Origin of the sequence: Kutzneria buriramensis (assembly GCF_003387475.1) — a bacterium.
Lineage (GTDB): Bacteria > Actinomycetota > Actinomycetes > Mycobacteriales > Pseudonocardiaceae > Kutzneria > Kutzneria buriramensis.
In genome coordinates this window covers 310,531-335,037 of sequence record NZ_QUNO01000013.1, presented here as the reverse complement: position 1 = coordinate 335,037, position 24,507 = coordinate 310,531, and the positions used below count along the sequence as shown (strand labels likewise).

The 24,507-nt window shown below is 70.8% G+C and carries 18 protein-coding genes; 6 read left to right on the top strand and 12 right to left on the bottom strand.

Annotated features, from left to right (window positions below):
• Nucleotides 1-13: 13 nt before the first annotated feature.
• The 4 genes from BCF44_RS35260 to BCF44_RS35245 form a co-directional block, all read right to left on the bottom strand.
• Nucleotides 14-484, bottom strand: coding sequence for a MarR family winged helix-turn-helix transcriptional regulator (locus tag BCF44_RS35260; RefSeq protein WP_116178760.1), 471 nt, complete (start codon nucleotides 482-484; stop codon nucleotides 14-16).
• Between the two features lie 68 nt (nucleotides 485-552).
• Nucleotides 553-2,832, bottom strand: a complete 2,280-nt coding sequence (locus BCF44_RS35255) for a M4 family metallopeptidase (protein ID WP_246015932.1) — start codon at nucleotides 2,830-2,832, stop codon at nucleotides 553-555.
• Between the two features lie 287 nt (nucleotides 2,833-3,119).
• Nucleotides 3,120-4,781 (bottom strand): glycosyl hydrolase family 32, encoded by a 1,662-nt coding sequence (locus tag BCF44_RS35250; RefSeq protein ID WP_116178759.1) that lies wholly within the window; start codon nucleotides 4,779-4,781, stop codon nucleotides 3,120-3,122.
• 54 nt (nucleotides 4,782-4,835) lie between these two features.
• Entirely contained in the window at nucleotides 4,836-5,744 is a 909-nt protein-coding gene (locus BCF44_RS35245; RefSeq protein WP_116178758.1) for a hypothetical protein, read from the bottom strand.
• A 168-nt stretch (nucleotides 5,745-5,912) separates the two neighbouring features.
• Here BCF44_RS35245 and BCF44_RS55895 point away from each other — a divergent pair, with 168 nt between their 5' ends.
• The 4 genes from BCF44_RS55895 to BCF44_RS35225 all read left to right on the top strand — a co-directional run bounded on the left by BCF44_RS55895 (nucleotide 5,913) and on the right by BCF44_RS35225 (nucleotide 9,835).
• Complete coding sequence (locus BCF44_RS55895) at nucleotides 5,913-6,500, top strand: hypothetical protein (RefSeq protein WP_170217910.1); 588 nt, start codon at nucleotides 5,913-5,915, stop codon at nucleotides 6,498-6,500.
• A 57-nt stretch (nucleotides 6,501-6,557) separates the two neighbouring features.
• Nucleotides 6,558-8,096 (top strand): HD domain-containing phosphohydrolase, encoded by a 1,539-nt coding sequence (locus tag BCF44_RS35235; protein ID WP_281283174.1) that lies wholly within the window; start codon nucleotides 6,558-6,560, stop codon nucleotides 8,094-8,096.
• 405 nt (nucleotides 8,097-8,501) lie between these two features.
• Nucleotides 8,502-9,113 carry an RICIN domain-containing protein gene (locus tag BCF44_RS35230; RefSeq protein ID WP_147328748.1) on the top strand — a complete coding sequence of 204 codons (612 nt, stop codon included), beginning with the start codon at nucleotides 8,502-8,504 and terminating at the stop codon, nucleotides 9,111-9,113.
• Nucleotides 9,114-9,469: 356 nt separating this feature from the next.
• Nucleotides 9,470-9,835: a hypothetical protein gene (locus BCF44_RS35225; RefSeq protein WP_116178756.1), complete on the top strand. Its 366-nt coding sequence runs from the start codon at nucleotides 9,470-9,472 to the stop codon at nucleotides 9,833-9,835.
• A gap of 158 nt (nucleotides 9,836-9,993) precedes the next feature.
• Here BCF44_RS35225 and BCF44_RS35220 read toward each other — a convergent pair whose 3' ends face one another.
• The 5 genes from BCF44_RS35220 to BCF44_RS35200 all read right to left on the bottom strand — a co-directional run bounded on the left by BCF44_RS35220 (nucleotide 9,994) and on the right by BCF44_RS35200 (nucleotide 16,889).
• The gene (locus BCF44_RS35220) at nucleotides 9,994-11,976 is read right to left on the bottom strand and encodes a thioesterase domain-containing protein (protein ID WP_147328747.1); all 1,983 of its coding nucleotides are present in this window, start codon (nucleotides 11,974-11,976) and stop codon (nucleotides 9,994-9,996) included.
• Nucleotides 11,973-13,211, bottom strand: coding sequence for an FAD-dependent oxidoreductase (locus BCF44_RS35215; protein ID WP_170217909.1), 1,239 nt, complete (start codon nucleotides 13,209-13,211; stop codon nucleotides 11,973-11,975). The genes BCF44_RS35220 and BCF44_RS35215 overlap by 4 nt, the downstream gene beginning before the upstream one ends.
• A 306-nt stretch (nucleotides 13,212-13,517) precedes the next feature.
• Nucleotides 13,518-13,697, bottom strand: a complete 180-nt coding sequence (locus BCF44_RS58695) for a polysaccharide lyase beta-sandwich domain-containing protein (RefSeq protein WP_170217908.1) — start codon at nucleotides 13,695-13,697, stop codon at nucleotides 13,518-13,520.
• A complete protein-coding gene (locus BCF44_RS35205) occupies nucleotides 13,673-15,808 on the bottom strand; it encodes a polysaccharide lyase 8 family protein (protein WP_116178752.1) in 2,136 nt (711 codons plus the stop codon). The genes BCF44_RS58695 and BCF44_RS35205 overlap by 25 nt, the downstream gene beginning before the upstream one ends.
• A 94-nt stretch (nucleotides 15,809-15,902) precedes the next feature.
• A complete protein-coding gene (locus BCF44_RS35200; protein ID WP_211353349.1) occupies nucleotides 15,903-16,889 on the bottom strand; it encodes a hydroxyacid dehydrogenase in 987 nt (328 codons plus the stop codon).
• Nucleotides 16,890-16,997: 108 nt separating this feature from the next.
• Between BCF44_RS35200 and BCF44_RS54855 the strand changes: the two genes are divergently transcribed.
• The gene (locus tag BCF44_RS54855; RefSeq protein WP_147328746.1) at nucleotides 16,998-17,396 is read left to right on the top strand and encodes a hypothetical protein; all 399 of its coding nucleotides are present in this window, start codon (nucleotides 16,998-17,000) and stop codon (nucleotides 17,394-17,396) included.
• 41 nt (nucleotides 17,397-17,437) lie between these two features.
• Here BCF44_RS54855 and BCF44_RS35190 read toward each other — a convergent pair whose 3' ends face one another.
• From BCF44_RS35190 to BCF44_RS35180, 3 genes are all read right to left on the bottom strand, one after another.
• A complete protein-coding gene (locus tag BCF44_RS35190) occupies nucleotides 17,438-19,546 on the bottom strand; it encodes an AfsR/SARP family transcriptional regulator (RefSeq protein ID WP_116178749.1) in 2,109 nt (702 codons plus the stop codon).
• A 399-nt stretch (nucleotides 19,547-19,945) separates the two neighbouring features.
• On the bottom strand, nucleotides 19,946-21,565 hold the full coding sequence (locus BCF44_RS35185; protein WP_116178748.1) for a thiamine pyrophosphate-binding protein: 1,620 nt from the start codon (nucleotides 21,563-21,565) through the stop codon (nucleotides 19,946-19,948).
• A complete protein-coding gene (locus BCF44_RS35180) occupies nucleotides 21,562-22,335 on the bottom strand; it encodes a cyclase family protein (RefSeq protein ID WP_116178747.1) in 774 nt (257 codons plus the stop codon). Before BCF44_RS35180 ends, BCF44_RS35185 begins: the two co-directional genes overlap by 4 nt.
• Before the next feature lie 132 nt (nucleotides 22,336-22,467).
• On the opposite strand from BCF44_RS35180, the gene BCF44_RS35175 reads away from it, so the two are divergent.
• Nucleotides 22,468-24,471 (top strand): phosphocholine-specific phospholipase C, encoded by a 2,004-nt coding sequence (locus tag BCF44_RS35175; RefSeq protein ID WP_116178746.1) that lies wholly within the window; start codon nucleotides 22,468-22,470, stop codon nucleotides 24,469-24,471.
• Nucleotides 24,472-24,507: the final 36 nt, after the last annotated feature.

The following is a 24,507-nucleotide window of genomic DNA, read 5'->3' as shown; positions in this document are numbered from 1 at the left end:
CCCTGGGAAGTGGTCAGCGGCGGCGGGCTTGCCGCCACCGGGGTCCGGCCTCGGACGGCGCGGCGTTGCGCTGGGCCCAGGCCTGATTGAGACGGGCGATCAACGTCCGGGCGGTGGCGATGTCCTCGTCCGACCAGTCGGCGGTGACGGCGGTGAACGCGGCGACGCCGGCCTGGACGGTGGCGTCGACCTCGGCCTCGCCGTCCGAGGTCGACCGGACGAGGAAGGTCCGGGCGTCGAACTGGTCGGGCTCGACGGCGACCCGGCCGGCCCGCTCCAGCGCGGCGAGGTGCCGGCTGGTGGCGGACGCCGTCAGGTCGAGCGCGGCGGCGATCTCGTTGGGGCGCAAGGGACCGTGCTCGGCGACCAGGCCCAGGACCCGGGCCCGGGTGAGGTCGACGCGCCGGGAGATGTTCCGGTGGCCCTGGTCGATGAGCTCCATGACCACCCTTGCCAGTTCGGCTCTCTCGTTTCGTTGCGCCATGAAACGAACCTAGCACGAAAAACGGGGAGGACGGCGTGACCACCGTCCTCCCCGCCGTGACTACTCGACTAGCTCAGCGTCACCGCGGTGTCGTCGATCACGAACGACGTCTGCAGCGAGCTGTCCTCGGTGCCGGTGAAGTTCAGCGCGAGGGTCGAGCCGGCGAACGACGACACGTCGATCGACTTCTGCACGTAGCCACTGGCCTTGTTGAGGTTGGAGTAGGTGGCCAGCGTGGTGCTGCCGCCGGTGACGGTCAGCTTGTCGAACTGCGTGGTGGTGGTCGTCTCGGCGGTGTCGATGTGCAGCCAGAACGTCAGCGTGGCGTGGCACCCGGCCGGGATGGCCACCGACTGCGCCAGCGAGTCGGTGTGGGTGGTGCCGTAGCCGTCCAGCCAGGCGTTCCAGGTGCCGCCGTGGGTGGGCTGCTGCGAGCCGTTCTGCCCGATCACGCCCGAGGTGGCGGTCCACACCGTGTTGCCGGACTCGAAGCCGGGGTTGCCGAGCTTCTGGCCGCTGCACCCGCCGGTGGTGCCGACGGTCCACGAGAACGACGCCGACCCGCTGTGGCTGGCGCTGTCGGTCGCGGTCACGGTGACGCTGCTGTTGCCGGCGGTCGTCGCGGTGCCGGAGATGACGCCGGTGGAGGCGTTGATCGACAGGCCGGCCGGCAGGCCGGTCGCGGACCAGGTGTACGGGGCGGTGCCACCGCTGGCGGTCAGCGGCAGGTTGACTGCCGCGCCGGTCGTGGTGGACTGGTTGCCCGGGTTGGACACGGTGACGGTGCCGGTGGCCGAGCAGGTCGGGTCGCCGGACTGCGCCGGCACGCTGACGGCGTCCCAGCCGGCCTTGATGGTGTTGAACGCGGTGCAGTCACCGGGGAACAGGTTCTTCGCCGCGGTCAGCGTCCAGGTCCGGTACTTCAGGTACGAGCTGCCGGACGTCTTGAGCAGCATGGCGTTGTAGAAGATCTTCAACGCGGTCTGCACGCCCAGGCCCGAGATGGTGGTGTTGTTGCAGGTCGGGCTGGTGGGCTGGCCGTTGGTCGGGTTGGTGCCCTCGGCGACCAGGTAGAACCAGTGGTTGCCGGGGCCGGCGGCGGCGTGCACCTCGGTGGTGGGGATGGAGCTGTCGTAGCAGTTCTTGTCGCCCAGCGCGGAGGGGTTGTACATGTTGCGGATCGGGCCCTGGCCGACCAGGTTGACCTGGTTGCCGACCAGGAAGTCCGGCTTCGCGTACGGCGCGGCCTCGTTGGTGAACCACTCGGTGGAAGCGCCGAAGACGTCGGCCACGAACTCCTGCGTGCCGTTGCCGGAGATGCCGCCCGGGGTGTGGTCGTCGATGCCGTGGCCGTGCTCGTGGGCGATCACGTCAATCGCGCCGATCCACTGGCCGGCCGTGTTCTCACCGATCTGGACCTGGCTGCCGTCGTAGAAGGCGTTCTGGTCCTGGAGGCCGACGCGGATCGGCCAGCCGCCGCCGTTGCCGTCGAAGCTGTTACGGCCCAGCCACTGCGAGAGCATCTTGTTCTCGGACTGGACGCTGTACAGGGAGTCGACGCAGCCGGTCTCCCGGTTCGTCTCGTCGCCGTTGCCCCACGAGTCCGTGGACTTGGTGAAGGTGGTGTTGTTCGCGGCGTCCTGGCAGCTGAGGTTGGAGATGTTCGGGTCCGTCATGGAGAAGGTGCTGCCCGAGTGGGTGGTGTCGATGTGCAGCGGCTCGGGGCCGTTCCACACGCCGGTGCCGTCGCCGAAGAGGACGTGCTCCTGGGTGTGCAGCACCTTGCCGGTCGTCGCGTCGACGATGACGTCGAGCTTGCTCGGGCCCTCGGCGTTCTTGCCGACGACCGTGCTCTTCCAGGCCAGCGTGGGCGTGCCGAGCGCGTAGGTGACCAACTGCGCGGCGCTGACGCTGTCCACCGTGGGCACCTGCGTGCGCGCGACGGCCTCGGCCTGCGCGGCGGAGAGCTTCGGGGTGGTGCTGGGGAGGTTGATGGTGGCGGTCTGCGCGACCGAGGTGCTCAGCACCTGGCCGGTCCCGTTGGTGGCCACCACGAAGTCGCCGCCGACGACCGGCAGGCCCTTGTAGGTCCGGTCGTACGGCACGTACTTCAGGCCGCTGGTGGAGGAGACCACGGCATGCTGCACGAACGCGTCGTCGGCGCTGGCGTGCAGGGCGGCGGGCCGGGAGGCGACGAGGCTCTGCGCGGCGTTGACGGCCATCGCCTCGGCGGTCAGCGGGTTCTGGGCGGTGTTCGGAGAGGGCTGTGCCTGGGCGGCCGCGGCCGTGGTGACGGCTGCGGCCAGCACACCGGCTGTGAGCAGCACCAGCGGGCGTCTCAAGATCATTAGCGGTGTTCTCCTCCGGGCAGGGCGAACTCGGCCCGGGTGGCGGGCCGTGTTCGGATGTGGAAGGTGCTCAACCGCGACCAGAATCGGGTTTGGGACGATCCGTGAACAACCGACGAAGGTAGTGTTCTTGACGGCATTCGAGCGTATGCCCTCAATACGACAGTCACGCCGGAAACGCCTGCTCGGCGGTTGCCGGCGGCCCCGTTGTCGGGTCCGGACAATGGGTTGGCGACGGCCTTTCGGCCGACGCCAACCCAAAGGTGGGATCCTCCCACCTTCTCGATTCAGCTGCCGGTGGCGATGTCGGCCGCCGGGCCGCCGACTCCCTGCCAGCCGGCGCCGGTCCACTGGAACACGCCGCCGGGGTTGAGCCCGTACACGGCGCCGTCGCCGACCGCGAACTTCGTGCCCGGCCCGCCGATACGGGTCCATGCCGCGCCGTCGTACCGAAAGACGTCGCCGCTCTGCGGATTGGTGGCGAGCAGGCCGTTGTTGCCGGCCGCGATCGCGCCGGCCGGGCCGCCGATCTGGCGCCAGCCGCTGTCGTCCCACTGGGACACACCGGCCGCGGTCAGCTCGTAGATGCCGCGGTCGCTCACCGCGAAAGTCGTTGCGGGGCCACCGATCCGCTCCCAGCTGTTCGGCGTGTTGGCGTACAGGTAGACATCACCGGACTGCGGGTTGGTGGCGAGCAGCTTGTGCGAGCCGGCGTACAGCGTGCCGGCGGGGCCGCCGACCTGGGTCCAGTTCGTGCCGCCCGTCCAGTGGTAGACACCCTGGCCGTCCGGGCTGAGGCCGTAGACGCCGTCGTCGTTGACGGCGAACGTCCGGCCGGGGCCGCCGATCCGCGACCAGTTCATCGGGGAACCGTTGTAGTGGTAGAGATCCCCGGTCTGCGGATTGGTCGCGAACAGTCCGGCGCCGCCGGCGTAGAACGAACCGGCCGGCCCGCCGATCTTGGTCCAGGTCTTGCCGTCGTACGCCATGACGGCGCTGCGGTCCGGCGTCATGGCGTACAGGGTCCGCTGCCACGGGCTCGGATGGTCCTGCCAGTTCAGCGGGGCCAGATAGACGCCGCCCTGCCCCCAGCCGGCGGTGCTGACCCACCACTGGCCGCCGTCCTGGACGACCTCCGCGGCGTGCGAGGCGATGTGCCCGGCCTGGTCGCCGATCTGGAAGTGGAACGGATCCTTGCTGCGGAAGACATCCGTGCCGGTGTAGGAGCCGCGCGGGCCGGTGAACAGGTACCACCAGCCGTCGCGCTGCACCACGAACGGCGACTCGGTCATCGCGCCGCCGCCGGCCAGCGCGACCGTCCGGGCGCTCCAGTGCACGAGGTCGGTCGACGTCCGGTAGGCCACCACGGGATCGCCGCCGGACGGGGAAGCGTTGGCGCAGTAGTACATCACCCACTGGTCGCCGATGCGGGTGACCATCGGGTCGCGGGCCTCCAGGCCGTCCCGGAACAGCGGGCCGCCCGGCGACCGGGTCCAGTGCACCAGGTCCGTGGACGTCGCCAGGTTCAGCTCGACGTCGGCCGGATTGGCGCCGCCGCCCGCGTAGAACATGTAGTACGTGGCGCCGACATGGATCACGTGCGGCGCCCACAGATGGGTCTCGCCGTAGCCGGGATCGACGGTGAGAGCCATCGGCTGCTTCGTCCACGGCCCGTGCGGCGACGGCGCGGTGGCGTGCGCGAACTGGATCTCGTGATCGGGATCGGCCGGCTCGGGATGGGTGATGCCGAACAGGTGCCAGGTGCCGTCGTCGGCCCGGACGAAGGTGTGGTCGTTGACGTACCACTGCTGCGACTCGCCGACGCTCGGGTCGTAGATCCGCTGGAACTGTCCGGCGGCGGTCCATGCCACGGGGTCGTCGGCGGCGCTGGCGGCGACCGGCGCGGCCGCCAGCAGCACGGCGACCAGCGGCAAGAGGGCGCGTTTCATCGAAGGCTCCTCGGGAAGTGCCGGCCCCGGTCGCGCCCGGGGCCGGCATCGGTGTCAGGACGCGGCCAGCACGGAGGCCGGTCCGCCGACGAAGTCCCAGGTCGAGCCGCTGCGGAACCGGTAGACGGCGTTCTTGCTCGGCGCCAGGCCGTAGACCGAGCCGGAGCTGCTGATCTCGAAGTCCGCGCCGGGGCCGCCGATGTGGTACCAGAGCTGCCCGGCGCCGCTGTAGGAGAAGACGTCGCCGCTCTTGGGGTCGGTGGCCAGCAGCGCGGAGCTGCCGCCGGAGTACAGCCAGCCGGCCGGTCCGCCGACCTGGGCCCAGGTCTGGCCGCCGGCCCACTTGTTGACGGCGTTGCCGCTGGGCGTCAGGCCGTACAGGCCGTCGTCGGTGACGGCGAAGTCCTTGCCCGGGCCGCCGACCATGTCCCAGTCGTTGCGGGTGTCCCAGCTGTACCGGTAGATGTTGCCGGTCTGCGGGTTGGTGGCGAACAGCCCGGCGCCGCCGCCGTAGAGCCAGGCCGCCGGGCCGCCGACCTTGTTCCAGGTGGTGCCGCCGGCCCAGGAGTAGACGCCGCTGCCGTCCGGCGCCAGGCCGTAGATCGCGACCCCGCCGAGCACGGGGTCCAGCGCGATGGCGAAGGTCCGTCCCGGGCCGCCGATCCGCTCCCAGTTCTGGCCGCTGCCGGTGTAGCGGTAGACGTCGCCGCTCTGCGGGTTGGTGGCCAGCACGATGCCGTAGCCGGCGTAGAGGTGCGACGCGGGGCCGCCGATCTTGTTCCAGCCGGCGCCGCTGCCGGTGTACTCGTAGACGCCGCTGAAGTCGGGTGACAGGGCATAGGCGGTCGAACTCACCTGCGCGACCGCCTCGGCCCTGGCCGGAGCCGCGGACGCCGCCGCCGGGAGCGCCGTCGTGGCCAGCGCGACGAGCGCGACCGACAGGCCGACCAGTGTTCTCCTCATGTTTCCCCCTTGCTCGATCTGACGGGAACCATGCTGTGCGGTCGACCATTCACGGACATTGCACGGACCTTGAACGACTGGTGGCCGGGCCGTCGCGACCGAAGGTAACGAAGCGGTAACGCATGGTGGGTGGGTCAACCCGGCAGGGGCGTGCACGTCTTTCGAGATGTGGGGATTCCGTTCCGGACAAATGCAGTGGGGGATTGCGTCATGAATTCCGTTCGCAAAAACGCCCGGGTGGCCGGCCTCGGTCTGGCCGCGTTTCTGGTCGCCGTCGCCGGAGCCGCGTGCGATTCGTCGCCGGCGACCGGCAGTTCCGCCCCGACGAGCACGACCAGCGCGCCCACGACCACCACGACGGCCGCGACGACGACCAGCACCACCGGCACGGCGGCCACGACGACCTCGGCTACCAGCCCGGCTGCGCAGCCGGTGCTCGGCCGCGTCGCGAGGCCCGGCGAGAAGGGCTACGGCGCCGCCCGTCCGGGGCAAATCGACAATGGCGGCGACGGGACGGGCGTCGTGGACAATGTGACGTGGCAGTCGTGGGGCGGCGCCACCGCCATGGGCACCGGCACAGCTTTCTACTCGCCGCCCGGTGGCGATCTGGCTCACGGCTTCGAGGCGCCGGCCACCGTCCAGGCATTCGACCTGGGAATGTGCGACGGCAAGCCGGCCTATCGGTCGCTGGAATGGTTCTTCCCGGGCCAGGGTGGGAAATTCGATCCGAAGAATGTTCTGAACGCCTGCCCGTAACGACGGGCGTGACTCCGGCGACGAACAGCGCATGACCGAACGCGGCGGGACCGGAACGTGACGGGTCCTCGGCGGGCCGAGGTGCTGGCGGCGCTGTCGCTGGCCATCGATCTCGGGCTGGGCCAGCCGATGGAGCACATGCTGCGCTCGGCCCTGATCGCCACGCGCCTCGCCGACCGGCTCGGCCTGGACGACACGCAGCGCGGCACGGCGTTCTACGCGAACCTGGTGGCCTGGATCGGCTGCCACGCGGACTCGCACGAGCTGTCCCGGTGGTTCGGCGACGACATCGCCTACCGCGCCGACTCGTACCAGGTGAACTGGCAGGGCCTGCCGTTCCTGCGGCTGCTCGCCACGCACGTCGGCCAGGACCAGGGGCCGGTCGGCCGGGGCCTGACGGCGGCGGCGTTCTTCGTCCACATCAAGGGCCGCCTGTCCGACCTGATCCACTCGCACTGCGCCTCCGCGGCCCGGCTGGCCGACCGGCTGGGCCTGGGCGATCCCGTCCGCGACGCGCTGGTGTTCTCGTTCGAGCGCTTCGACGGCACCGGACTGCCCAGCGGCCGCAGCGGCGACGAGATCCCGATCGAGATGCGGGTCGTGCACCTCGCCGAGGTCGCGGAGGTGTTCCTGCGCCAGGACGGCCCGGACGGCGCCGTGTCGATGGTGAAGGCCCGCAGCGGCAGCCAGTTCGACCCGGCGGTGGTGGAGGCGTTCGAGTCCACAGACCTCGAGGGCCTGCTCGACGACGACGTGTGGACGGCCGCGCTGGACCAGGCCCCGGACAACGGCGGCACGCTGAGCGAGCCGGAGCTGGACGAGCTGCTGCTGGCGATCGGGGATTTCGCCGACCTCAAGTGCCCGTTCACGATCGGGCACTCGCGGGGCGTCGCCGAGCTGACGGCGGAGGCGGCGCGCGGCTGCGGGCTGCCGGCAACCGACGTACGGCTGGTTCGGCGAGCGGCGCTCGTGCACGACCTGGGCCGCATGGGCGTGCCCAACACGTTGTGGGAGAAGCCGGGGCCGTTGACGGAGGCCGAGTGGGAGCGGGTGCGGCTGCACCCGTACCTCACCGGCCGGATCCTGCGCCGCGTCCCGGGCCTGGAGCAGGTCGCCACCATCGCCGCCGCCCATCACGAACGCCTGGACGGCTCGGGCTACCCGCTCGGCGCGGCCGGCGCCGCGCTGGCCCCGCTGTCCCGGCTGCTCGCCGCCGCCGACACGTATCACGCGCTCACCGAGGTACGGCCGCACCGGGGCCCGCACGACCCCGACGAGGCCGCCGTGATCCTGCGCTGCCAGGCCCGCGAGTCCAGATTGGACGCTCAGGCCGTGGAGGCGGTGTTGCGGGCGGCCGGGCACCCGGTCCGGCAGCGCAAGGCCTTCCCCGCCGGCCTGACCGGCCGCGAGGTCGAGGTGCTGCGGCTGGTCGCCGCCGGCCGGGCCAACCGGGAGATCGCCGGGCTGCTGTCCATCAGCGAGAAGACCGTGCGCAACCACGTGGAGCACATCTACGCCAAGATCGCCGTCTCGAACCGCACCGGGGCCGGCCTGTTCGCCCTGGAGCACGGCCTGACCGGGGCGTTCCCGGGCTGAAGTGATGCAGGGAAGGGGCTTCGGCCACCAGGCATCCAGCGACGTGGCTTGGACGCATGAGCCGAAAAGGGCAGGTCAGTGTCGCGCGTGGCAGGGCGAATTTTGCCCCCGATGCCAAGTCCGGGAGTGAATCGTGATGGTGGCCGAGCTGTGCCGGTCAGCTGTCCCTTTTTTCGGTTGCCGCCAGATCGTTGGTGACCGTTCTGGTGACTTTCAATTGCAGGTACAAACAATTGTGTGGCCACGTGGCGTCAAGGTCGACACTTTGCCACACTTTGCCTCTTGTCTCGACCGGGTGGCGCGAGTATCACCACGAATGTGGCCGGTGTGCGGCAATACGGGCGCACGGTGGATGGCAAGGCTCTTCCGGTTCTACCGTGAGAGATTGTCTGACAATGAGACTCGGTGTTCACTCTGCGCCACGCTGCCGTGAAGGCTGAGGCCACTCGTCCTACGACAGGTACACAAAAGAAGGCCAAAATGGGGAAGAGCTGGAGAGATTTCACCGCGGTCGTTGTGGCCGTGCTGGCAGTGTTGCTCTCGACAACCGCGACGTCGATCCCGGCGGCGGCCGACCGGGCCGTGCCGGGCAAGGCGCATGTCGTTGATGCGTGGGGGGCTATTGTCAGCAGGTGGAGCAGCAAGTGCATGGACATGTGGGGGGTCAACTCGCTGGCCCAGCAGTGGGACTGCAACAGCTCGCCGGCGCAACTGTTCACGAAACTTCAGGTGAGCGGCGACGACGATTTCCTCTTGCAGAATCAGGGTAACGGTGATTGCCTTCTGACCGGGTTGGAGAACGGTGCGCTGATTGAGCACTCGAGCTGCAACTATGGGGACTCCAGGCAGCATTGGAAGACTTTCGACCCGGGCGCCAACTCGACCGGGGCAAAATGGTTGATAAACCTCGACAGCAACAGGTGTGTGGAAGTTCCGGGATGGGCCACCCAGAAGGGTGTGCTGTTGGCGCAGTCGGACTGCGTTCTGGGCTGGAAGCAGTACTGGTTCGGTCTCTAGCGTCATGGTAAGGATTCGGCCCTCTGGCGGACTCGCCAGAGGGCCGAATCGTGGTCGTGACGAGGCCTACCGGTCGACATCCGTGCGGTCGACGCGGGGAAAGCCCCCTTCCCCGTGTCGAAGATGGGGCGAGCGCCCCATGCGACGGGACCCGCCGGCAGGCGACGCTTGCCGGTGTCGGAAACCTGCGAGAGGAGCTCATGATGCGAGCAGCGATCAACTCTCCCGGCCTTCCGGCGGGGCACCGTCTTTCAGCAGGACTCACGGTCCGGGAACACGGAGTGCTCACCCACTGGTCGGCTACCACCAGGAGTGTGCCTGATGGCCACTCCCAGAACTGATGAGGAACCGCCGCCATGACCACCACACAGGGCGAACTGTTCGCGCGGGCCATCGCCGCGCAGGACGCCACGGCGCTGCGCGCCGTGCTGGCCGACTCCGTCGAGTTCTCGGCGGTCACCCCGGGACGCCACTGGACGTCCACCGACGCCGACGAGGTCGTCGACAAGATCATCCTCGGCCCCTGGTTCGGGACCCACCAGGGCGAGATCGAGCTGACGTCGCTGAGCACCGGACAGGTCGGCGACTGCCAGGAGGTCGGATACCGGTTCCGCGTGCGTGGCGCCGGCACCGACCGCCTGGTCGAGCAGCAGGCCTACTACACCGAGCGGGACGGCCGGATCGACACCATCCGCATCGCCTGCTCGGGGTACCAGGGCTAGCGGGTGTCCCGTGAATCAGGACCGCGACAGCCGCGCCGACGCGCCCCCTGACGGCACCGCGAAAACGTCCGAATACGCCCGGTATGAGGCCGTTCTCGCAGCGCCGCCAGGAACCACCTCGATCCCGACTCTCATCGACCACGATCCACGGGACACCCCTAGAGCGGCAGTTCGGCCCGGGTGCGGCTGGTCCACTCCCGCACCCGCCGCCGAACCGGATGGTGCTGTCGGGCGGCGAGTTGCTGGCCTCGTTCCACCAGGAGCGGGGCCCGCACCGGCACGTCGACGCATTCGCTGTACGCCGCCAGCCCGGGATCCTTGGGCCGCTCGAAGGGGAACAGCGCGATCACCTGACCCACCGGGCGCGGCGCGTCCAGCAGCAGGTGGCAGGTCGGCGTGATGCGGGCGTTGAGCTCGACCAGCCAGGCCGTGTCGGCCTCGTCCAGCACGAAGTCGAGGCCGTAGAAGCCGCTCAGCCCGAACCGCCGCACGATCTGCCGCGCCGCGTCGGCCATGCCGGGATGGTCGACCACCCGCACGACGGCCGACGGCCCCCGCGCCTCGGACGCGAGCACGATCTCCAGGCAGGTCGAGGCGAGCACCTCTCCCTTGTGGCAGAACACGGTCGTGATGGCGTCCCGCCCGAGCCGGAACTCCTGCACGTTCACAGTGGGCCGCCGGCGCAACGCGAACGCCGCGAACGACTGGAGCTCCCGGTTCACCAGCGCCCGCTTGACCGCCACGAGCGGCGTCGGCGGGCTGGACAGGGCGCGCCAGATCGGTTCCAGCGCGGAACGCTCGCCCACCGGCGCGACGCCCCGGCCGCCCGAGCTGCCGTCGGTCTTGAGCATCGCCGGCAGCCCGTGCTTGTCCACCCACTCCCGCACCGCGTTCAGATCCTTGACGACCTGGGTCGCCGGCGCGGAAACCCCGGCGGCGTCGGCCATCATGGCGATGCCCGTGCGGGACGCCATGGTCGGCCAGTCCTCGACCCGTCCGAGCGACCGCGTGAGGATCTCGCCCAGCTCCGGGTCCCGCCCGTTCAGCCGGGAATGCAGGCGCTGCAACAGAACCAGCGACCGCTCGTCGTCGCACATGACCAGATCCGGCTTGCTGGCGCGGATCGCGGCCTCGATCGACCGCAGCGGCCGGGACTTGTGCAGCGGGTAGTCGCCGGCGAGCCCGTCGACCAGTTCGAGCGGATGCCCGGACAGCCGGCACACCGAGACGCTGAAGCCGGCCTCGACCATCGCGTCCGACAGCCGGGCGGCCGAGAACCACCGCATGGTCGAGACGATCAGCACGCGCTCGTAGCCGGGCTCGGGACGAAGTCCGCCCCGCAGGCCCCGACGCGTGCTCAGGTCGCGGGCGATGCCGTCGGCGACGGCGGCCGCCGCGTTCGGATCGCTCACGATCGTGAGGTGATCGCCGACCACCCGGCGAACGGTCTCCTGACGGGCCAGCCCGCGCCAGATCTGTGCGGTGTCGCAACCGAAATGCTTGGTGTCGGTCGCGGCGACGACCGTCACCGCGCCCTCGTAGTACTGCGGCTTGTACTGCGCGATCGCCCGATACGCGCGGCGGCCCGCATCGGTGTCGCCGGAGGAGACCGCCTGCGCCTCGCCCGACGCCTTGCGCCGGGCGAACCTCTTCAGCAGCCGCTCCGCCCGCCGGCTGAACTCCGCAATCGCTTGCCGCGGCGGCAACTTCGCGATTCTGGTGAGCTGGTTGGCCATCCGGTGGCGCAGCGCGCCCAGCCACACCCGGCGGTCCCAGAACCGCTCGTCGAAGATCGCCTCGACCAGGAACACGTGCCCCGGCGTGGTCCGCTGCCGCGCCATCTCCCACGCGAGCAGGCCGCCGAACGAGTAGCCGGCGAGATGGTAGTCCTCGTCGGCCACCACCTCGTCCAGCGCGGCGACCAGCAGCTCCGCCATGCGCTCGACGGTCTCGACCGGCTCACCGTCCCCGTCGAGCAGCATCGGCGCCGCCCAGTACAGGGTTTCCGTGCCGGCGTACGCGGCGACGACCCCGGCGAGCTCGTCGGGATCGCCGTCCAACCCGGGAACCAGGACGAGGGTGCCGTTCGAGCCGTCCCGGAGACGCTCGATGCGGACCCCACCGGAGACGTGGACGGTCAACGGACCAGCCACCGCCTACGGCGCGGCCGCGCCTGCCGCACCGACACCTGGGCGCCGCTCTGCTGCGCCAACCGGTAGGTGACCCGCGGGGCCACGTACTCCGCGCCGACCATGAAGCGCATCAGCGGGCCGAACGTGTTCACCGCGGCCGGGCCGACGAAGTACAGGCCGGGCACCGAGCTCTCGAACCACCGCGACAGCACGGGCATCCGCGCGTGGCTGCGCACGGACCGCCGCAGGTCGTCGCTGAGGAACTCCAGCCGCGCCAGGTCCGGGTAGTAGCCGGTGGCCGCCAGCACGTGATCGGTCGTCAGCGTCTGGGTCCGGCCGTCCGAGCCGCGCAGGCTCAGCTCGACCTTGCCGTCGACCTCGGCCGCGCCGGTGATCGTCTGCCCCAGCTCGGTGGTGACGCCGGCGTCGAAGCGGGCCTTCATGTGGAACGGCGACTTCGGCCCGAGGTGGGTGCGGATCAGGTTGAGCCGCGCGTTTCCGGGCAGGAACCGGAACAGCGACGGCATCGCCTCGCACAGCCAGTTCCGCAGGCCGGGGCCGACGCCCGAGGACGGGTGGCGCAGGCGGTCCCAGAGCAGGCGCGCCCCGGGCTTGCCGCCGAACTTGACCTCGGGGGCGCGCGCGACGACCGACACCGTGGCGCCGGCCTCGCTCAGCAGCACCGCCACGTCGACCGCGGACGCGCCGGCGCCGAGCACGGTGACGTGCTTGCCGGCGAACCGGCTCAGGCCGTGGTGGTCGTACGCGTGGCTGACTCGGCTCTTCGGGAGGTGCGCGAGCTCCTTGGGCGTCACCGAGAAGTGCGTGATGCCCACCGCGCAGACGACGCGGTCGGCCTGCACCTCCCGGCCGTCGGCGAGCTCCAGCCGAAAACCTTTGCCGGACCGTTCGAGGCGGGTGACGAGGACCTCCTCCAGCCCCGGCACGAACCGGCGCTGGAAGTCGTCCGCGTAGTCGCTGAACACCTTCAGTGGCACCGGGATGTCCGTGTCGTGGTAGGGAATGCCGCGCTCGTGGCAGTAGTCCGCGAGCGTGCCGACCGCCTTGGGCGCGTACACGTTCGACGCGAAGCCGTCGGACTTGAGCAGCATGCCCTCGGGCATGTGGTCACGCCATGTGTCCAACGGGACACCGAACACGCGCGTGTTCACACCGTAGTCGTGCAAGTACGCCGCGATCGACAGCCCGTACGGCCCGGCGCCGATGACAGCAACGGATGCCACCACCTAGCAACCCCCTGATCCTGCACGCGGGGGAGTCGCCATGATCCACTCGGGCGAACCCGGCAGCCTCATGGTCGACCTCCACAATGGATGAGATGTGCGCCGTACGTCGCGGCGCTAGGGGTGGTCGTTACGCGCCGTTTGGTTACAGCTTGGCCTGCCACCCCATCGGGTGCCCCAAAGGGAACTTGTTGCTATGTGGGAAGTTGACGACCGGTCAAGCTCGTGATCGGCGGAGCGTGGCCGCGCCGCCACGGCGGGTGGCGGCGCGGGCTCCGTCCTCCATAGTGGACGATTCGCTCCCAGTCACCGGCTCTTGATCGTGGTGACCTGGCTCGCGCCACGCGTTCCCGTCAAGTCCACCTTGGTCAGAACGCGCCCCTCGTAGCTGACGGTGACGGTGCCGCCGGCCTGGGTCGGATCGCTGACGGCGACGGTCAGGTAGACGCCGCGTCGGCGGATCAGGACGGAGCAAGGGGCGTCCACGGACAGCGGGCTGGCGCTGCGGCGGCGAAGAAGTTGGCGGCGAGGGTGTTGGTGATCGGGTCCTGGATCGCCTGCGCGGTCGCGGTGTTGGCGATGATCTTCGGCGGCAGGCGGAGTTGCGGCCGGTCGCTGCCCGGCATCAGCCCATAACTGTACGTGGCGTCAACCGGATCCACGCCGTGGTCGAACCACAACGTGAGGTAGTCGCGGGTGATCGGCGTGCTGCTGCTGGAGGTGTTGATGTCGTGCCACGCCCCGGTGCGGCCGATCCGCGTGGCGTTGACGGTCGCGCCGCCGGGGAAGAGGTAGCCTGCCGTGCCGTCGATGACCGCGGTGCGGGCGCGGCTGATCTGCCGCGTCCAGCCGTCGGTGCGCGACTGCCGCTGGCCGTCGACGAAGAGCGTCTCGGTGGTGATCCGCCGGTTGTCGATGATCGTTTCCACGGCCACGCCGTCGGCGCACGTGATGCCGGCCCCTAGGCAGACGACGATGTCGTCCAGGCAGAACCAGGACTTCTTGGCCACCAGCGTGCTGCCGAGGCCGCGGACGTCCTGGCCGACCGCCGCGAAGGTGCCGTCGGTGGCGCCGCCGGCGAACGTCGAGGCGGGCTTGGGCGCGCCCCACGCGCCGCCGAAACCGTCGGCGAGCCTCTTGGTCGACACGGTGGTGCCGGGCAGCCGGTACGGGTCGACGGTCGGCCAGAAGGCGTCGGAATACTGGTCGTTGCCGACTTCTTCGCCCCACCAGTAGAGCATGCCGGCTCCTGTGTGCCAGCCGCGCAGGTTCTCGCCGTTGCCGTTCTCGTAGTACGTGGTGCGCGCCGAGCACATGCTGATCGCCGCGGTCCACAGTGGACGCCGATGGACCGAGCGGTCCATCGCGAAGATCCGGTGGCCGACCGGCTCCGGCGCGCCGGCGACCGAGGCGTCCGCGAGCAGCGCCTGGGCGCGGGCCAGTTCCGGCACGCCCACGCCGGGATCCTGGAGGTACGGCAAGAACTTCTCCCGTTGCAGCCAGCCCTTCACCATCGACCGCCAGGTCGCCGTCTGCCGCGCCGAGCCGATGCCCGACTCGGCCAGCCGGAGGATGTCGGAGACCAGCAGGTGCCCGCGGGTGTGATCGCTCTGCGGTGTCGGGTTCGAGCCCTGGAGACCGCGGCTGATCGCGCGGCCGGACACGCCGTCCATGGCCAGGCCGTTGACGATGAACGGCGCGAACGCGTGCTGCACGGAGTCGAGCACCGTGCCGCGCTGCGGATCCGTCACCGCCCAGCTGGAGCCGGCGAACAGGGTGAACAGCCGGCTGAAGTCGCCGAGCATCACCTCGCCGTAGGAATTGGTGTATGGCACCCAGGTGTGCTGGATGAACGAGCCGTCGGCGTACAGGCCGTCGCCGGTCATGACGTACGGGAAGATCGGCGACAGCGCGCCGGACGCGGTGGCGATCTTCGCCGAGGACCGGCCGAGCACCCCGCGCAGCGCGATCACCCGGCACAGGTCCGCGCGGTTGGCGCCGGTGCTGGTGCCGGCATAGACGGCGACCGCCGAGTCCGGCACGAAGTGGTCGACGGCGGCGCAGTAGGTGGCCACCTGGGCGGCGGAGAGCAGCGGGAACGCCAGCACGCAGGCGTCGAGCAGGGACTGCGGCGAGCCGATCTGCCAGTCCCACCAGTTGTCGTACGTGGCGGTCGTCGCCGTGTACGCGGTGGCGGCGAGCTGGTCGAGACCGGCGGTGATCTTCGCGCCGAGCCGGGCGTCGCCGGTGACGCCGGTGGCGGGCTGGGCGTAGGCCAGGGCCATCGCCGCCAGCCGCTTGTAGCTCTGGGTGATGTTGTTGGAGGCCTTGCCCAGCGGTAGGTCGGGCCACAGGGCGGCGGTCATGGTGTTGGCGTAGCCGGTGGCCTGGTTGCCCAACGCCGCGAGCGCGCCGGCGTAGGGCTGGGCGGTGGCGTCGAAGCCGGTGCCGGTGAGCAGGTTCCGCCAGCGGATGCGCAGGGTGTCGAACTCGTCGTCGGCGGCGTGGGCCGGGCTCGGCGTCACGACGGCGGCCGCGGTCGCCGCGGCCGCGCCGAGGAGGAGTCGTCTGGACAGCAGTGGACCGGTGACTTCCATCGGTGTCTCCCGACTGTCAGGGGCCAATACGGTAAGCGGTTTCACTTGCGAGCGTCAACGGTCACCCTCTTGCTGTGTGGAAGCCGTTTCGGGGCTACGCGCTGCGGGCCAGGTCCTCGGCCCGCACGGCCCCGTCCAGCGGGAATCCGGCCAGCCAGCGGCCGATCTCGGCGACCGCGAACTCGCCGAGCCGCCGGGTCTCCGTGCCCAGCGCCCCGGCCACGTGCGGGGTGACGAACACGTTCGGCAGCCGCAGCAGCGGGTGCCCGGGCGGCAGCGGCTCCGGATCCGTCACGTCGAGGACGGCGTCGATCCGCCCGCAGTGGCGGACCAGCGCCTCGGTGTCGACGAGGCCGCCGCGGGCGGTGTTGACCAGGACGGCCCCGTCCCGCAGCAGCCCGAGGCGCCGGTCGTCGAGCAGCCGGCGGGTCTGCTCCAGCAGCGGCGCGTGCAGCGTGACGACGTCGCTGGCGGCCAGGAGCTCGTCCAGTTCCACCAGGTCGGCGCCCAGTTCTCGGGCGGCCGACGGCGTCAGGTAGGGGTCGCTGACCAGCAGTCGGAAGCCGTGGTCGCGCAGCTGAGCCAGCACCAGCCGGCCGATGCGCGACGCGCCGACCACGCCCACCGTCCGGCCGGCGTTGCCGGTGCCGAGCCCCGGCGGCGCGTGCCGGAACGCGCCGACGCGGAAGTCGGCGGCCAGCCGGAACGCGCGCTTGCCGGCGAGCAGGATCGCCGCGACGGTGTACTGCGCCACCGGCACGGCGTTGATCGCCGCCGCCGAGCTGACCGCCACCCCGCGCTCCCACACCTCCGGCGCGATCCGCGCCTCCTTCACGCTGCCACCGGTGTGCACGACCAGCCGCAGCCGCGGCGCGAGCGCCACCGCCGTGGCGTCCAGCGCCGGGCCGCCCCAGCCGGTGACGACCACCTCCGCGGCCGCCAGCGCCGCGCCCGGGCCGAAGTCGTCGACCGTCCGCGCGTCGACCAACCCCGCCAGCTTCGCCCGGACCTCGGGCGGAAAGACCTGGTCACGGACGTGTGGGCCGACGGCGAGCACCGCGGGAGGACGTCGTTCGGACAAGATCTCCACCCCTCGTCGAGAGCATGAAATCGGATTCATCGTAACTTTCGCAGCTCAAAGAGCAACCGTTGACGCAGATATGGAAACCGATTACCTTCTCGCCAACCTGTGGGATCCAGACGTCCTGTCCATCCCGGCGACTCAGATGTTCGCCAACGGCACCACCGTCACCGTCGCCGACGGCTGGGGCGGCTATGCCGGCTACAACTCGGTGTCGAGGGCACGCACTTCAGCCCCGGCCTGCCCGACGCCACCCGCGAGGCGTACCAGGCCGAGCAGGACACGGTGCCCATCGGCGTCGACACCCCCGCCGCGCCCTACCTGGCCGGCTCCGCCACGTACAGCACCAAGTGGGCCCAGCTCGACTCTCAGATCAACGACGCCATCAGCGGCATCGTCACCGGCCGTCAACCGCTTTCCTCCTGGGACGGGGCCGTCAAGCAGTTCGGCGCACAGGGCGGTGACCAGATCGCGAAGGAGCTCGCCGCCCAGCACGCGAGCCGGTGACATCCCGTGGGCTGCCAACGGAAGCCCACGGGATGTCGCGGTCAGCCGGCGGTGCGGACGGCGTACAGCGCGAACCCCTCGTCGCGGGTCATCGGAACCACGGCCATGGCCGTCAGACCGCGGGCGAGCTCCTCCATGCGTAGCCGGGACGCCTGGGCCATGGCGGCGCGCAGGCCGGCGTGCTCCTGGTCGAGCCAGTCGCGCGGGTCGAACAGCAGGGCGTCGACGTGCTTCTTGGCCAGTCGCCAGGCGGGGCGGGTGCGCGAGGTGTACGGAGTGCGGCCGCCGTCGCGCCAGTGCGCCTCGACGGCGAGCGTGAGCCAGCCGGACAGCGCCCGCTCGGTGGCGGAATCGCGCTGCTGCGGGCTTTCCTCGGCCAGCGCGTGCTCCCGCGCGTGCAGCCGGACGAGGTCGCGGAACCGGTAGCGCGTGCCGGCGACCTCGAGCAGCTTGGCCTCGACGAGCTGCTCGATGAGCTCGTCGGCCTCGTCGAGACCGACGTCGAGCAGCGCGGCCCCGACCCAAGCGGCGAAGTCCTGGCTGGTGACCAGCCCGAGCCGCCGGTAGAGCCGCTGTGCCTGCGGTGGCAGCGCCTGGTAGCTGGCCTCCATGCCGGCCCGCGGCCCCTGCCCGTCGCCGTCGAGCTCGTCGAGCCGACGTGAGCCGTCCTCCAGCCGCGTGACCAGCCGCCGCACGCTCCAGTGCGGCCGGGCGGCCAGCCGGGTGGCGGCGATCTGCAACGCCAGCGGCAGCCGGTCGCAGAGCTCGGCGAGCCGGGCGACGCCGGTCGGGTCGTCGGAGACCCGGTCGGTGCCCACGACGGTGTTCAGCATCGCGGCCGCCTCGTCCTTGTCGAACACTCCGAGCCGCACGGCCGCCGCGCCGTGACCGCCGACGAGTTCGCCGAGCGGGTTGCGGCTGGTGACGACCACCCGGCACCGGTCGCTGCCCGGCAGCAGCGGCTTGACCTGGGCGAAGCTGCGGGCGTTGTCCAGCACGATGAGGACCCGCCGGCCGTCGATCAGGCTCCGGTAGAGCGTGGCCCGCTCGGTCGGATCGGCCGGGATCTGCTCGTTCTGCACGCCCAGGGCCCGCAGCAGCGACCCCAGCACGGCGCCGCTGTCGGCCGGCCCGCTGTCGTCGTAACCGCGCAGGTCGACGTGCAGCTGGCCGTCGCAGAACTGGTCGGCGACGCGATGCGCCCAGTGCAGGGCGAGCCCCGTCTTGCCGACGCCGGCCGGTCCGGTCACCACGGCCGCCGTCGGGTGCTCGGTGAGCAACGCGTCCAGGGCGGACAGCTCGGCGGCGCGCCCGGTGAACGCGGGCGGGGCCGGCGGCAGCTGCGCGGGGGCCACCATGGCGGTAGTGGTCACCGCCGGCCGGATCGGGGACAGCGTGGGGTCGTCACGGAGGATCGCGGCGTGCAGGTCACGCAGCTCGGGACCCGGTTCGATGCCGATCTCCTCGATGGAGGACTGCCGGCCGCCACGGAAGGTCTCCAGCGCCTCGGCCCGCCGGCCGGCCCGGTACTGGGCCAACATGAGCTGTGCACGGGCCTGCTCCCGCAACGGGTGCTCACGTACGACGGCGGCCAGCTCGCTGATCAGGACCCGGTGCTGGCCCAGCTCCAGCCGCAGCGCGGTCTGCGCCTCGTAGGCGGCGAGCCGCTGCTCCTCGAGGCGGGCGGCTTCCGTCTCCACCAGGTAGCCGGCGACACCGGCCAGCGCGGGCCCGCGCCACAGTTCCAGCGCGGCGGCGTGGATGTCCGCGGCCTCGGCCAGGTTTCCCTGCTCGGCGGCGAGGTGCGCGGCGGCGACACGCTCGTCGAATTCGGTGTGGTCGATGCGATGTCCCTGCGACACCAGCATGTAGCCCGGGCTCATGGTCACGATCACGTCGTCCGCGCAGCCCGCCGCCTTGAACGTCTTGCGCAGCGCGGCGACGCAGATCGCCACCTGGGTCCGCCCGGTCGCCGGCGGCGAGCCGTTCCACACCGCCTCGACCAGGCCGTCGACCGACACGACCCGGTCCGGCGACAGCAGCAGCATGGCGAGCACGGTCCGCTGGCGCGGGCCGTTCACCGCCACCCGGCCGCCGTCGACATGCACTTCGAGCGTCCCGAGCAGACGAAAGTCCAGTTGAACGCTCATCGAACCCCCCAGTCCCCAGTTCTCACGGGTTTCTCGCAGCGCCTCTCTTGCTACCCGGTGAAATGTGCCGCCTCCCCTTGCCGAACCCACCCCGGTCGGCCCCCCTGAGGCTTGTCACTCCGACACTATCCAGGCCGTCCGCGCGTTGGCAACCGGAGGCCGAAATAGTCACGTAACGTGCGGCGGTCACGGCCTCGACCTGCTGATATACCCCCGATGCGACGTAGGTCGCACCGTGTGGCCGGTGCTCGGCGTGTCGAATAACGAGGCAATAAGCGGGGAATAATCGGATGAGATTTCGGTAACGCCGAGGCCAAGATGAATTCTTGTATTGTGAAGTGTGTGTACGGCGCCGACGACGCGACCGGCGCAAATGCGCCATCGCGAACGTAGTTCGGGTCAGCCGTGACGGAAGGCGTCGGCGAGCCACCAGGAGCCGCCGTCGTCGGCGATCTTGGCGTCGATCACCAGCGGCGCCTCCCGCGGCCCGGCCAGCCACGAGCGGACCGCGGCCAGGTCCTCGACGGACCGCACGGTGACGCCGGCGCAGCCGAAGCCGCGGCCGATGGCGGCGATGTCGCCGTCGGGGAAGCGCACGGTGGTCATGTCGGCGTCGCCGAAGTGGTGGACCTCGGCCCCGTAGGCGGCGTCGTTGTAGACGATCACCACCAGCGGCAGGCCGAGCCGCACGGCGGTGTCCAGTTCGGACAGTCCCATGTGGAATCCGCCGTCCCCGGTGCCGAGCACGGGCAGCCGGTCGGGGCGGGCCAGCGCGGCCCCGATGGCGGTGCCGAGGCCGAGCCCGACGCACTGGAACGCCTGCGTGAAGCAGAAGCCGTTCTCGTCGGGCACGGACAGGTAGGCGCTGGGGTAGCCCATGAAGTTGCCGGAGTCGATCGAGACGATCCGCTCCGTCGGCAGCAGGGCGTCGAGCTCCCGGCTCAGCGTGCGGGCGTCGATCCGGCCGTCGCCGGACCGGTCGTCGTGCTCGACGTCGCTCCACCGCACCTCGGCGAGCCGCTCCTGTACCGCCGACGTGCGGTAACCGCTGTTGCGAACCCCCGCGGCCAGCACGTCCACCGCCGTGCTGGCGACGTCGCCGACCACGCCGAGAGCGACGGGCCGGTGCGCGCCGAGGGCGGCCTGCTCGACGTCGACCTGCACGAGCGTGGCGTCCGAACCGAGCAGCCGGCCGTGCCGGGTGGTCCACATGTTCAGCGCGCAGCCCCAGCCGACCACCAGGTCGGCATCGGCGATCAGCTCGGCCGCCAGCGGCGACGCGAAGCCGCCGGAAATGCCCAGCGACCAGGGCTCGCCGGTGAACAGCCCGTGCGCGACGGCGGAGGTCGCCAACAGCGCGCCGCAGGCGTCGGCCAGCTCCACCAGGGCCGACCGGCAGCCGCGAGCGCCACGTCCGGCGATGAACACCGGCCGCGCCGCCGAGGCGAGCAGCCGGGCGAACTCCGCGACGTCGGCCGCCGACGGACGCACCGTCGCCGGCCCCGGGATCGACGGCACTGGCGTCGGCGACGCGGCCTGGGCCTGCACGTCCAGCGGCAGGTTGAGCAGCACCGGCCGACGCTCCTGGACCGCCTTCCGGTACGCGCGGACGGTGTCGGTGACGGCGCTCGCCGCGGTGTGCGTCCGCTCCGACAGCGCGCCGACGGCCACCCCCAGCGCGTCCTGGTCGATCCGGAAGTTAGACAGCACCGCCGACCCCGGCGTATCCGCCGTCACCACGATCATCGGCGTCCGGCTCTTGGCCGCCTCGGTGATGCCGGTGATCGCGTTGGTCAGGCCGCACCCCTGGTGCAGGCTCAGGACCGCGACCTGCCCGCTCATCCGCGCGTACGCGTCGGCCATGGTCGCCGCGCCGCCCTCGTGCCGCGCCGCCACGAACCGCACGCCGCCGGCCCGCAGCGCGTTGGTGACCTCGAAGTTGCCGCTGCCGACCACGCCGAAGGCCGCGCCCACGCCCAGTTCGGCGAGGGTGCGGCCGACCGCCTCGGCGACGTTCACCGCTCGACCAGCGCCAGCACCCGCGCCGGGCTGCCGGAGCCGCCGACGATCGGCAGCGGGCACACCACCAACAGCGTGCCCGTCGGCGGCAGCGACGCGAGGTTCTGGAGCTGCGTCAGGCCGTGCTTGCCGGCGCCCAGCAGCAACTCGTGGCACGGGAACATCGGCTCCAGGCCGGGCGCCTGCCCGGCGTCGGTGCCGACGGTCTCCACGCCCAGCCCGGTGATCGGCGTCTCCTCGGCCAGCCAGCGCGCGCAGTCCGGCGACACGCCCGGCGTGTGCGAGCCGGCGTCGTCGGCGTTGAGGAACTCGGCCTGGTCGCCGCTGTGCACGTCCCAGCCCGTCCGGTACAGCAGCCAGCCGCCCTCGGGCAGCGGTCCGTTCGACGCCTCCCACGCGCGCACGTCGTCGATCCCCAGCAGGAAGTCCGGGTTCTCGGCGACGCGGTCGCTGGCGTCCAGCACGACCGCCGGCGCGATCAGGGTCCGCAGCGGGACCTGCGACACGTCGTGCCCGTCCTTGCCGGAGACCCAGTGCACGGGCACGTCCAGGTGGGTGCCGGTGTGCTCGCCGGTGTGGATGTCGTTCCAGTACCAGCGCGGGCCGCGCTCGTCGTAGCGGCTGATCTCCTCCAGCCGGAACGGGATCGTGTTCCCGAACGGCTCGGGGAGCTGGAGGATCGGCGTCCGGGAACTCAACGGCGCGGTGAGGTCCACGACCTCGATGCCGCCGGTGCCGATCGCCGCGCTGAGCTGTGCCAACAAGGACATGCCCGCCTCCTGTGGGATCAAGGACCGTGACCGACCCTAGTCCCTTCGCGGATGTTCACGCCCCGTCTCTGGACGGCGGTGATCCCGCTCCGGTCGACTGTTTCGACCGGACGACCAATCTGGAGGCGACGAATGGGCGAGATCACCCGGCGGACGTTCCTGGCGACCACAGGAGCGGCCGCGGCCCTGACGGGAATCGGCGCGACGGCCGGACGCGCGGCCGCCGCGACCGGCACGATCGCCGACGTCAAACACATCGTGATCCTGATGCAGGAGAACCGGAGCTTCGACCACTACTTCGGCACGCTTCGCGGCGTCCGGGGATTCGCCGACCGGGCCACCATCCAGCTGAGCGGCGGCAACTCCGTCTTCAACCAGCCCAACGGAAGCGGCCGACAGTACCCCTTCGCGCTCAGGGGCTCGTCCGGCAACGCCGAGACGCTCGCCCAGTGCCAGGGCGACATCTCGCACTCCTGGTCCGACCAGCACGCGGCCTGGAACCAGGGCAGGATGGACAGCTGGATGGCGGCCAAGAACAAGATCGGCTGCCTGGGCTACCTGGACCGCACCGACCTGCCGTTCCACTACGCGCTGGCCGACGCGTACACGATCTGCGACGCCTACCACTGCTCCGGGCTGACCGCCACCGGTCCGAACCGCACGTTCTTCTTCAGCGGCATGATCGACGCGGCCGGCCAGTACGGCTCGCCCGCCAACGACGGCGGCGACGAGTCCAACCTGACCTGGCAGACCTACGCGGAAACCCTCCAGAACGCCGGCATCAGCTGGCGGGTCTACCAGAACGCGAAGGACAACTACGGCGACAATGCGCTGGCCTACTTCAAGCAGTTCGCCAACGCCCCCGCGGGCTCCCCGCTGCACGACCGGGGCATGGCGAGTGTGCCGGCCAAGACCGGTAGCACCCCGGACGACATCATCGCCGCGATCAAGGGCGACGTCGTCGCCGGCACGCTGCCGCAGGTGTCATGGGTGGTGACCGACCAGATCACCTCCGAGCACCCGATCGGCCCGCCCGTCAACGGTGAACGCTTCGTCAGCGGCCTGCTCCAGGCGCTGGCCGCCGACCCGGCCACGCTCGACAGCACGGTGGTGTTCCTCAACTACGACGAGAACGACGGCTTCTTCGACCACGTGCCGCCGCCCTCGCCGGCCGCCGGCACCGCCGGCGAGTTCGTCAGCGGCACGCCCGTCGGGCTCGGCTTCCGGGTGCCGATGATCGTGGTGTCGCCGTGGACGCGGGGCGGCTGGGTCGATTCCGAGGTCTTCGACCACACGTCCGTGATCCGGTTCATGGAGACCTGGTCGAACGCCATCGGCACGCCGGCGAACTGCCAGTACATCAGCGCCTGGCGGCGGTCGGTGTGCGGCGACCTCACCTCGGCGTTCGACTTCGCCAACCCGGTGCACGGCCTGCCGACGCTGCCCACGCCCGGCGCGGTGATCTCCGGCGGCACCTGTGCGCTGCTGCCCAATCCGTCGCCGAAGACGAATGCCCTGCCGCCGCAGGAAACCGGCACCAGGCCGGCGCGGGCGCTGCCGTACCAGACCGACGCCTCCATCTCGTCCTGGTACTACAGCGGCGGCACCATCCAGCTCAACATCACCATGACCAACACCGGGTCGAAGGCCGCTCACTTCGCCGCCTACGCCAACGCCTTCCGCAGCGGCGGCCCTTGGCAGTACACCGTCACCAGTTCCACCACCGACTTCTTCAACTGCGGGACCGGTTACGGGTCCGGCAAGTACGACTTCACCGTCGTCGGACCCAACCGGTTCCTGCGGCGGTTCCAGGGCGACGCCACCAACGCCGCCAAGAACGTCGAGGCCCGCTCGCGGATCGCGGTCACGTCCAGCACCGGCAAACTGGCGCTGTGGCTGGACTTCGTCAACGGCTCGACGTCCTCGGTCACCTACACCGTGACGTCCACCAACTACCGCACCGACGGCCCGTGGACGTACACCGTCGCCGCCGGGCAGACCGTCAGCGACTACTTCAACGCCGTCGCCTACAACAACGGCTGGTACGACTTCACCGTCACGGTGTCCGCCGACCCCGGCTGGTCGCGCCGGTTCACCGGACACCTCGAAACCGGTTCCGCCAGTATTTCCGGCTGATCCCCGAATGCAGGGAAGGACGCCTTACCCGCGTTG